The organism is Pseudomonadota bacterium (assembly GCA_036141575.1).
In the GTDB taxonomy this organism is placed as follows: Bacteria; Pseudomonadota; Alphaproteobacteria; order UBA2136; family JAPKEQ01; genus JAPKEQ01.
Window position 1 is genome coordinate 24568 of record JAYZXF010000014.1, and the last position, 11643, is coordinate 36210.

The 11643-nt window shown below is 43.5% G+C and carries 4 protein-coding genes and 2 rRNA genes; 4 read left to right on the forward strand and 2 right to left on the reverse strand.

The genetic code is table 11. The features are described 5' to 3' along the window. Window positions 1-86 precede the first annotated feature (86 nt). Window positions 87-1388, reverse strand: coding sequence for an AAA family ATPase (locus VX730_06535; protein MEC9292043.1), 1302 nt, complete (start codon window positions 1386-1388; stop codon window positions 87-89). A gap of 504 nt (window positions 1389-1892) precedes the next feature. Between VX730_06535 and VX730_06540 the strand changes: the two genes are divergently transcribed. Together VX730_06540 and rrf are read left to right on the forward strand one after the other, a co-directional pair. Continuing rightward, a 23S ribosomal RNA gene (locus VX730_06540) occupies window positions 1893-4627 on the forward strand. Between the two features lie 103 nt (window positions 4628-4730). Beyond that, window positions 4731-4845, forward strand: a 5S ribosomal RNA gene (gene rrf / locus VX730_06545). A 442-nt stretch (window positions 4846-5287) separates the two neighbouring features. Here the strand turns inward: rrf and VX730_06550 are convergent. Further along, entirely contained in the window at window positions 5288-5797 is a 510-nt protein-coding gene (locus VX730_06550; GenBank protein MEC9292044.1) for a hypothetical protein, read from the reverse strand. Window positions 5798-6010: 213 nt separating this feature from the next. Here VX730_06550 and VX730_06555 point away from each other — a divergent pair, with 213 nt between their 5' ends. Further along, window positions 6011-9481, forward strand: a complete 3471-nt coding sequence (locus VX730_06555; GenBank protein MEC9292045.1) for a hypothetical protein — start codon at window positions 6011-6013, stop codon at window positions 9479-9481. A 26-nt stretch (window positions 9482-9507) separates the two neighbouring features. Continuing rightward, a complete protein-coding gene (locus VX730_06560) occupies window positions 9508-11526 on the forward strand; it encodes a hypothetical protein (protein ID MEC9292046.1) in 2019 nt (672 codons plus the stop codon). The last annotated feature ends 117 nt before the right edge of the window (window positions 11527-11643 follow it).

Sequence of the window (11643 nt, forward strand, 5' to 3'; positions counted from 1 at the left end):
GAAAAGGGGTAGGTTGACCAGTAAAATGGGTAACAATTATCGCTAAAATGCAGAAAAGCCCCCAAATGGGGGCTTTTCAAATCGTTTTATTCTTCGCTGTCAACCTTACCTGAGGTATAGGTCTTCAGCTTTTCTTTGACAATCTCTGCGGTAATGACAATGTCTTTGCTGTCTTCCGCTTCAGGGTCAAGGTCAAACTCGTATTCCAGAATAATGTGGTTGATCACACCGTTCAGTTCACGAGCACCAGTGCCTTGGCTTTGAGCAAACTTGGCCACTGCAGTGAGGGCTTCGTCATCAAAGGTCAGGCTAGAACCTGAAATTTCAAACAGGCGTTGACGCTGCTTGTAGTGAGAGTTCGGCGGGTCCGTCATGATCCGGCGCAGGGTCTCAACATCAAGTGCATCCAAGTGGCCGCGGCTGGGCAGACGGCCAATCATCTCAGGGATAATACCAAAGGCGAACAGGTCTTCCTTGGTAATTTCCGCGTGATAATTGACTTTTTCTGCTGCTTCATCAGAAGAAGCACCAAAACCAATTGGGGTGTTGTCAGTGCCGAGGCGTTTTTCGACAATCTTTTCGATACCAGCAAAAGAACCAGCACATACGAAAAGAATCCCAGAAGTATCAATTGGGACCTTCTTAGGAGGTGCCATTGGGTTGCCACCAGGCATTTCAACTTCGACAGTTTCACCTTCAAGCATAGTTAGCAGGGCTTGCTGAACAGCACGGCCATTGACGTCTTTGCCGCCAGATCCGCCACGAGAAACTGCAATCTTATCGACTTCGTCAATAAAGATAATACCGTTCTCGGTACGTTCAACATCCTGCTCGCATGTATTAAACAGGTCTTGCACCATGCCTTCAACGCTTTTACCAACATAACCAGATGCGGTGTAGTCAGGGGCGTTATGGGCAGACAGGTCTTTACCAAGAATACGCGAAAGCATTTTCACGACAAAAGTTTTACCTGTGCCCGTGGGACCATAAAGAAGAATATTAGATTTACCAATAATCTCATCAGGGCCTGCAGACTTATTGTGCAGGCTTGCACGAAGGTGGCTTGCAGCGGCAGTTGCAATAATCTTCTTTGCAACTTCTTGACCCATGACGTGTTCGTCAAGGCGTTCAAGGATCGCGCGCGCGGAAGGCAGGCCTTCCAAAGCAAGCTGGTCAGACGAAGAAGCCTGGACGTTAAACTCCAGAATCTCTGCCATCAGCTGAACACATTGGTCACAGATATGACCTTCGGCTTGAACCGTGTGGCCACCAGACCAGACTTTCAGGTCGTTCAGCTGTACAAGTTTATCAACACCCACGCTATCAGGATTACTCGGATCGCGCTCAGGAGTTTTACACACAGAGCAAAAAATGATCGGTTGAGTCATGTTCGGACACTCCGTATAGAACAAGGAAAGGAAAAATAGATATTCGATATGAGATCTATATTAATAATAATTAGGGACAGGTAGCAAGCATAATATGAGAAAAATCGTATACGCATTACACCTTTTCGTAGGTTCAATAGGAGTTCTCTAAAAAGATGCAAAAAAGATGAAAGTTTTGTTTCTATATAAAACAACAGGATAATGGGTAAAATCACAAAAAAATCACAAAAAATGCAAAAAAATGAATTTTGTGTGTTGACAGGGAGAGGGGTTGTGACTATATTCCACATCGCTGACGGGGCAAACGCCAAACAGGCCAAGCCAAGACAGCAAATGCTAATTGACAATTGAATAGGATGCAGACACCAATAATAGCCGGTCACGCTGCTTAATAACTTTATTAAGAAGTGTGATCAAAATATATTGAACCTTGATATAAATCTCAAACCAAACCATCTGCAAGATTACAGTTATCTGTAATCTGCATACGGTGATTCGGCGAGATCGTAAGTAAATCAAGGGCATACGGTGGATGCCTAGGAGCTCGGAGGCGATGAAGGACGTGATACTCTGCGAAAAGCTACGGTGAGCTGAGAATATGCTTTGACCCGTAGATGTCCGAATGGGGAAACCCAGTGCTTAGCACTATCCTATACTGAATACATAGGTATGGGAGGCGAACCCGGAGAACTGAAACATCTAAGTACCCGGAGGAAAAGAAATCAACCGAGATTCCGTTAGTAGTGGCGAGCGAAAGCGGATTAGGCCATTGGAATGCTGTGAATTAGTTGAACGTGTTGGGAAGCACGGCCATAGACGGTGATAGCCCGGTAAACGACATGCAACAGCGGACCATCGAGTAGGGCGGGACACGTGAAATCCTGTCTGAATATGGGAGGACCATCTTCCAAGCCTAAATACTACCGAGCTACCGATAGCGTACCAGTACCGTGAGGGAAAGGTGAAAAGTACCCCGATAAGGGGGGTGAAATAGTTCCTGAAACCGTATGCCTACAAGCAGTCGGAGGGCGTAAGCCTGACGGCGTACCTTTTGTATAATGGGTCAGCGACTTATATTATGTAGCAAGCTTAAGCAAACACGTGTAGGCGCAGCGAAAGCGAGTCTGAATAGGGCGTTTAGTTACATGGTATAGACCCGAAACTGGGTGATCTAGCCATGGGCAGGTTGAAGGTAAGGTAACACTTACTGGAGGACCGAACCCACGCATGTTGAAAAATGCGGGGATGACCTGTGGCTCGGAGTGAAAGGCTAATCAAACCCAGAGATAGCTGGTTCTCCTCGAAAACTATTTAGGTAGTGCCTCGTGTATTACTTCCGGGGGTAGAGCACTGGATGGGCTAGGGGGGCCTACAGCCCTACCAAACCTAACCAAACTCCGAATACCGGAAAGTATCAGCACGGGAGACAGACTTAGGGTGCTAAGGTCCTAGGTCGAAAGGGAAAGAGCCCAGACCGCCAGCTAAGGTCCCCAAATTCTTACTAAGTGTGAAATCAGGTGAAACTGCTCAGACAATCAGGAGGTTGGCTTAGAAGCAGCCACCCTTTAAAGAAAGCGTAACAGCTCACTGATCAAGCGGTTTTGCGGAGAAGATGTAACGGGGCTAAAGTAAGATACCGAAGCTGCGGACTTGAACTATGTTCAAGTGGTAGAGGAGCGTTCTGTAAGCCTGTGAAGGTGAACCGACAAGGTTTGCTGGAGGTATCAGAAGTGAGAATGCTGACATGAGTAGCGACTAGACGGGTGAGAACCCCGTCCGCCGAAATCCCAAGGTTTCCTACGCCATGCCAATCAGCGTAGGGTTAGTCGGCACCTAAGGCGAGGCCGAAAGGCGTAGTCGATGGAAAGCAGGTTAATATTCCTGCACCAGTTGGAGGTTGACGGCGTCTATAAATTGTAATCCCTTATTGGATTGGGATTGCAGTGAAAGATGTCCAGGAAATAGCACCAACATTAGGCCGTACCCCAAACCGACACAGGTGGGAAGGTTGAGTATACCAAGGCGTTGAGAGAACTATGGTTAAGGAACTCGGCAAAATGCATGCGTAACTTCGGGATAAGCATGCCCACCCTTTAGGCAACTAGAGGGTGGGGGCACAGAATTGGGGGTGGCGACTGTTTATTAAAAACACAGGACTATGCAAACACGAAAGTGGACGTATATGGTCTGACTCCTGCCCGGTGCTGGAAGGTTAATTGATGATGTGCAAGCATTTGATCGAAGCCCCAGTAAACGGCGGCCGTAACTATAACGGTCCTAAGGTAGCGAAATTCCTTGTCGGGTAAGTTCCGACCCGCACGAATGGAGTAACGACTTCCCCACTGTCTCAACCATAGACTCAGCGAAATTGAATTCTCCGTGAAGATGCGGAGTTCCCGCGGCTAGACGGAAAGACCCCGTGAACCTTTACTACAGCTTTACACTGGAATTAGGATAAGTTTGTGCAGGATAGGTGGGAGACTATGAAACTAGGACGCTAGTCCTATGGAGTCATCCTTGAGATACCACCCTTGCTTATCTTGATTTCTAACCGTGGCCAGTTACCCTGGTCCGGGACATTGTATGGTGGGTAGTTTGACTGGGGCGGTCGCCTCCCAAAGAGTAACGGAGGCGCGCGATGGTTGGCTCAGACTGGTCGGAAATCAGTCGTTGAGTGCAAAGGCAAAAGCCAGCCTGACTGCGAGAGGGACACCTCGAGCAGGTACGAAAGTAGGTCTTAGTGATCCGGTGGTTCCGAATGGAAGGGCCATCGCAAACGGATAAAAGGTACTCCGGGGATAACAGGCTGATACTGCCCAAGCGTCCACAGCGACGGCAGTGTTTGGCACCTCGATGTCGGCTCATCACATCCTGGGGCTGGAGCAGGTCCCAAGGGTTCGGCTGTTCGCCGATTAAAGTGGTACGCGAGCTGGGTTTAGAACGTCGTGAGACAGTTTGGTCCCTATCTACCGTGGGTGTTGGAATATTGAGAAGAGTTGCCCCTAGTACGAGAGGACCGGGGTGAACATACCTCTGGTGTACCTGTTGTCGCGCCAGCGGCATTGCAGGGTAGCTACGTATGGACGGGATAACCGCTGAAAGCATCTAAGTGGGAAGCCTCCTTCAAAACTAGTATTCCCTATCAGGACCGTGGAAGACCACCACGTTGATAGGCTGGGTGTGGAAGTGCAGCAATGCATGAAGCTAACCAGTACTAATTGTCCGATCGTCTTACACTCAACAAACCGAATTACTGTATGTAGATTTCAGATAATTGATGGTTTATGATTAAGGTCATATATAACTATTATTGGTCGAGCACCTTGTTAGAATATTAAATTTCTTGGTGACCATAGCGCAAGTTCAAAACCCGTTCTCATTCCGAACACGGACGTGAAGCCTTGTAGCGGCGATGGTACTTTGTCTTAAGGCACGGGAGAGTAGCACATTGCCAAGTTTTAATATTCTAATTAGGTGTTCGATGCATCCTAAGTCATTCATAAACCGCCGCAAGGCGGTTTTTTGTTGTCTATGCTATAAAACTTACTCGTACAAGGTTTTATCTTTATTATTAAGTTATGTGCTTTATAGCTTCTTTATACGCTCTTCTTAGCACCCCTTAGCGCGCTTTTTGTTATTCTTTCTTAGTATGAGATGCCCTTTCAGATATTATTGAGTTTAGCCCTTGTATAGCCTTTAGATATTAAAGTTTCTTAATTCGCAATGATGTAACTGTTGTTAAGGTAATCAGTTCTAAGTCTACAGGCCCTTTAGAGGCCACTAGGCCCGTATGTGTTCTATTAGTGCGGGAAGGGGGGATTAAATTTAGGGGCTTGCTTGGGAGTAAGAAGTAGAAAGCCCCCTGCTTTGCAGGGGGCTTTGTTAATAGAGTCATTCAATTAACATGGGCCAAATCCAGGGACTGCACATGGTAAGAGAGAGGTATCTTCTGCAGGTGCGTTTGTACCTCTTGTAATAGCGTTAATTCGAGAACCATCTGGAAGTGTATTTACTGATGGGAATTCACCACCACTGCTACAAGCGCTATTAATAGTTGCATTGTCTATTCCACTGATATCAGCAGACTCACTAGATGCGGTACTTATTCCAACAATAACAGAATTAATTAGGCCAGGAAATGCTGTTACTGAAATACCAATGATAATTAAAACAATACCATAGTTACTGCCTTTTAATAGTAAGAGAATCAGCCCACCGAGAGCAAAGAGAAATCCAATTATGGTTCCTACGCTGCCCCTTACAAGCTCTCTTAGGTCACAGTAAACTTCATCAATATTTGCAGAAGCGCCGCCATTTGTTGCTTCTGTCACAGCAATACTGTTATTTGTAAACATAACCGCTACAGCAGCTATGGCTAATAATAAAATTATGCATGTTTTTTTTTGCATTCTCGGCCTCCTTCATCCATATAAATAGTATGGGGTAAATTTTTTGTCTTTCAAGCCAATGAAATTAATGTACCCTAATAGGTGTCAATAAATGTTACTTGTATGCATCATTATAAGTATGCAAGTGGTGAAATAGGTAATTTATTTATGTTGGGTAAAGACATGTCATTTTCTATGGGAAAAATTAAGACTTTATTAAGTGTTTTAGCCGTATTGTTATTCAGTTCTTTGGATGCATATGCGCTCTTCCCTGATCTTGGAGTTGTTGGTGATCATAGGATGATGACCGTCGTAGGTTTTGCTCAACAAGACTATTACTTTGATTTATTTAAGGTTGGTGGGTTGCAAACTTTAGCGCTTACCTTTGCTCTTATTGGTGGATTGCTTATTCTATTAATTCCTAAAAATCACAATCTTGTTACCGTTGGTTCTTATTTGCTGCTTATCTTTATTTTGATTGTTTCACCGAACCCTAGTACCCAATCTCTTTTCTTCTATCCTTTAGGGGATGTACCTGAGCGTTGGAATTGCCCGGTACCTTCTTCAGATAGTGGCTTAAGTATGGAAGAACTTTGCTCTAGGTCTGGGGACGTGAGTGCTTCTGGGCATATTTCTGATAGTTTACCTGACTATACTATGGGTGGTACTAATACAGATGGGTTTGGTGCATTTGTCCCACAACTTGTAACGATTCACTTTTTCACAGCAGTTGAAAGAACTCTACTGGAGGCCTTGTGGGGAAACACTAGAAATGCTACGCACCCTGGGGACTTGGTTGTTGGGGGGAAAACAAATGCCCTTATTGCAGATGCAACACGAAATAACCCTAATATTAAATATTATGAAAACGTTTACTCTCAATTATGTAGTAACCATACAGAGTTACTTTCTATTGGTGATTTTCCTGCAATGGGGTTAAACGCAGCTGTAGATGCAGCTGAGGATACATTTACATTCCAGGATGCGATCATTGCAAACGAGATTTATTATGGCTCAGGGCTTGAAGGTGGTGTTTATCCAATCCGTGCAGCTACGGCAAGGTTGCACCCACGCGATTATACAAAGTCTTTAAGTTTTCCTTCTGGATATAATAAAGGGAACAACTTTGCAGAAGGTGTTGTAAAATCTGTTGATGTGGATATGGCGGCAATGGCACTGTTTAATTATAAGTTAGTTAGACATAGAATGCCTAATTCTACATTAGACTTTCCACATAGCTCTGTTAGGCAGTCAAGCAGCTTAGGCTTTAGAACGCATATTTTTAGGGATTTTGCACAAAGCCAAGATTACAACTACAGTTTTTGGACAGCGACTCAGTCTAGGGAGCCTGATGCATATAGGTATACTGCCACAACGACCACACCTTCTATTCCTAGACCTGTAGATGAAACATCTAACCGCCCTAGCCCTACAGATTGGAATACCGTACATTGGAGATCTGATCATTTAGATATGAAAACAACGTCAGAAAGACCTGTAGAATATGAAGAGTTTACAGCAGATCTCGCTGAATATAGAGAAGCTCTTGCCGATATCAATAACCCTAACCATGAACTGGCAGCAGCTATGAGCAGGTATCCTGTTCAGCTTTATATTCCTTATATAGGGGTTCAAAGTACTGATAATATGGGATGGTTAGGTTCTTCTGCTGGGAGTCATAGGGGGTTATTACCAAGAACTTTTAATTCATCTCCTGATCTAGTGGGTACAGATACTGTAACGGGATCTGCTCCCAATAACGGTATTGGTAATGGTGCAAACCAAATGACCCCTGCTGTACAAAGCTGTTTAGATTTTGCAGCATTGATTACAAGTAGGAGATTCTTTGCGCTTGAAGAAATTGGTGTGATTCCTAATAGTCCTGGGACTTCTAATCCAATTGATTTGAGAACAGTTCCTAGTATTAGTGAACTTATTGCGATTGTTGAGAATGATTTAAATGCAATTACTGATGTTCAGCATAAGGTATTTGCTAATGAACTTGCTGAGCGTGCTAGAGTTGTCTTGCAAGGTAAGGGCTGCCAAATGAATGCTGCTGGCACCGATTGGGTTGGCGGTAGCTCGTGTTCTCGTACAAGTCCAGATGATGGTGACCCTGAAGGTAAGGTGGCAGAATTTATTTGTGAAACTATGGGTTGGAGTACTGGTTGTGCTATTCATTCTAGTGTGCAATCTGGATTCAATATGGTTGTTAATGATTTTAGCAAATCTATGAGCTCTGCTCGATCTGGGAACTTTGCAAGCATTAGTGCAAGCCCTGGCGGTGCAACAAGTCATGGAGGATTCAACTCATACTCTGCGGGGGTTGGTGATTTTATTGTTAAATACGGTTTAATGGTTGCGTCACTTGTACAAGGGTTTGTGTATGGTGCATACATGAAACTTATGCCAGTTATTATTGGTTACGGTATTGCCCTTATACTCTTTATGACGCCATTTGTTTTCTTGATGGGAATTGCCGTTCCTATGCAAGCACGATCTGTGTTAGTTGCACCAATTATAGCCATTGCTTTCCTAAAAACAGTGTCTATTGCTCTTGTTGTTGTTGACCATGCATTTGTCTCTCTTATGTATTGGGTGAAAGCAGTCAATGTGTCAGACCGAGATCTTTATGAAGCCATGCTTATTATGGCGCACTTGACGGCAAGTGTTAGCTTATTCTCTCTAGCTGGTCTTCTTCTGTTTGGCCTGAATGATCCAGGATCATTTGTAAAGCACCTAGCTAGCATGGATAAAGCAGGGCAAGTATCCTTCCAAGAGGCTATGGCTTATGGTGCAGCACCACTTGCAGCCACTAAGATGGCAACAGGTCTTGCTAAGAAAGGTGTGGGCGCAGTAACAGGCGCAGGTGGCGCTGCTGTAGAGAAGGGTGGTAAGTTGGCAGGCTCTCATTATATGAAAGATGGCAGAAATATGTCTGAGGGCATGCAAGAAACGGTTTCGAATATGGCAACTTCAACAGGCCTTATGGGCGCTGTACATACGGCGATTGGAGGCAAAGCTTTTGCCAGAGGTTTAGCAGCTCAGGCGGATAAAGCAGATGCTAAAGAGAAATTTAAAGATAACTTATCTGATAACTTTACGGTAGATGGTAAAACCCTTTCGGCAACAGCAAAAGCTGAAAAACTTGCGGATAAGCAAGCTGCAATTACTGAAGATGCAGCCATTGTGAGAGGACGTCGTAGAGAGATTGCTGAAGCAGGTACAATTGATCAGGTACGTGCTCAAAGTACGGCACTGTTAGATCAGCAAATGCGTAGATATGGAGATTCTGCTAATACTAAGCCAAATGGTACTGGTCCAAAAGGGTCTCATGCTGTTGAATCTGGGCAAAAAGAACTTGAGTCACAAGCGAAGAAAGTGGCAGAAGCCTTGCATGGTACAGCTGCTGCTATTGATGCTGCAGGTGAAAAGGCAAGAAAAGCAATTGCTCAATCATATGAACGTGGCACAAACAACGAAGACTTTGTGCGTGATGTTGACCAAGTTAAAGGTGTTGGTTTCAGCGGTATGAAGGAATCTATTGCCAGAGAAGTTCTTGGTGATGATAAGGTTAAAAGTGGCCGTATTGAAACATCTAAGAGTGGTGAAAAATACTACATTGCCGATTATCAGAAAGTTAAATCTGATAAACAGAAGCAAGCACAAGATGACCTGATTAAATCGAAGTTGGAAACCTTATAATGCTGAATAAATAGATTGTTAATAACATGAATAATAAAAATAATTGGTTTATTGATAAAGGGCAGGTGCCAAGTCTTCAATATTCTTGGCCCCTGTACGGTATTAAGTTGGCAAGTTCTATCAGTTTTTCTGATGATGTTTATGTGTCAGGACACACCTCTGCATCTGATGGTACTTATCATTATGGCGCAAACTTTTACCAAACAATTCCTCTAAGCCCTCTTTATGCAAAAGATTTAAGTGGTCGTATTATTTATTTAGGCTATGGACCTGAATTTAAAACGGAAGAGGATTGGAAGGTTCAAAAAGATATATTTTTCCCTCGCTTTTGCGAAAGTCTTGCATATGAAGCTTTAGAGCAGCATGGTATTGAAGAGCAATTTTTTACTACTTTTCGCGGTTTAGAGGCATCTCTGAGCGAATCTGCTATTGTGAGCGGTATGCCTGAAGATCGCGTTGCTTTAAGATATAAAAACCCTAATTTATACCCTTATAAGTTAAGACTGGATACATTCTATGCAGATGGTTGGAAGATTCCTCAAACTCAATATCTTTATGTAAAGTCTGAGGGGGTAACTTTGACAGAAACAGAAAGTGTTGCAGCAGATTTTTGGGCAAAATGGGATGGACGCAGCAACCTAAATTATGAACAATGGTATGAAAAGTATGATGGAGAGTCATGGTTTGAGTCATTATTTGAAAAGGGAGTAACTGTTATCCCCACCGTTGAGGCATTTAATGGCTATAATAAGGTATCAAAAGACTTTGATCTTGAAGATTTCTGGCCTGGTCGTGCCGTGGCAGGTTTGCATAAAGTGGTTGGAATGGAGCCGAGTGAAGCACCTAAAGGGACAATTTTAGAGGTTAAACGTCCAGGACTGGCAATGAGTCGTCGTATTGAACCTGCACAAGTTATTGTCAGTGATGGAAGCCATTACCTATCTCCTCACGCAGAAGATCCTGAGCCTTACTTACCAGACCTGCGTTTACCTCATACAAGGTGTATTGCCGAATGGGGGGCATGCCATTTACCAACGCACCCTCGCCATTTTGAAGAGCCAGCGTTATGGGGGTGGGATAAGAAAACAGGTAAGTTTATGCAACTCTCAGGGCCTTTATGGGATCCGCTTCATTACTATTACAAAAGCGTTGATAATGTGGTGAAGGCTTTTAAAAATCCTTCGAAGGATAATCCTGAAGTCGTACCTGTTCCGGATGAAATGAAGCTTAAGTTTTATCCTATTTCTGTTATGAATGGGTATGATGTTATTGATGAAAATACGTTCAATGCTCGAAGAAATTCGGGTGTTGCGATTAATTCATCAATCCGTAGAAAGCCTCTAGCAGAAGAGTCTTCTACTCTTGGGTATCATCCATTACCTATTGAAATTGAGTATGAACTTGATAACTGGGTATTGCCGGAGCTTGCTCCTAAGCATAGGTTAAGTGAACCAACTCCATCACCTAATATATCTAGACGCTTGCTTCCTGTTATTCGTTCCAATGTATCTCCTAGTTATTATGCAAAAGAAGTGGAAGGGCAAAAGCCTTGGCTCTCGGATAATGCAAATTTAAAAATTGCAACAGGTAGAGCGTTGGAAGACTATCCATTTTTAGCCAGGTATTTAGGCAATGAAACTGATTTAGATAAAATTTCCAAATGGGTCAACTTGCACCTTGAGCATATTAGCGATGATTTAATGCAGAGCTCTGCTCATCAGCTTTGGTCTGATGATAGGAGCGATGATTTTGATAGGCAGTCTCCAGGAATTTATACAGCCCTTATGGATATGAGAAGTACAGGTTTGGATATTATGAGAATGCGCCATAGGCTTTATAGAGAAAACCGAGCTCTTTATTATGCAGCTTTCTGGAATATGTCACCCTTGGAAGATGTTTTAGGAGAGTTGAGTTATCTTGAGCATAAAGAAAGTGTTCAAAACAAAGTAGAAGGACAGAATACAAACGAGCAATATCTATTAGATGAGAGCAACTTGAAAAGCTCAGAGTTAGGCGGTTCTCTCGATGAAGATGGTAGCTTTTAAAACTCCTCTTTTCTGAAACCGTATGATGTCATAAACTATATGCATCAATATAATAAGAAAAGAGGGTACCACCTATGCGTCCTGCTGTATTAACTGAATTAAGTTATCAAGCACATC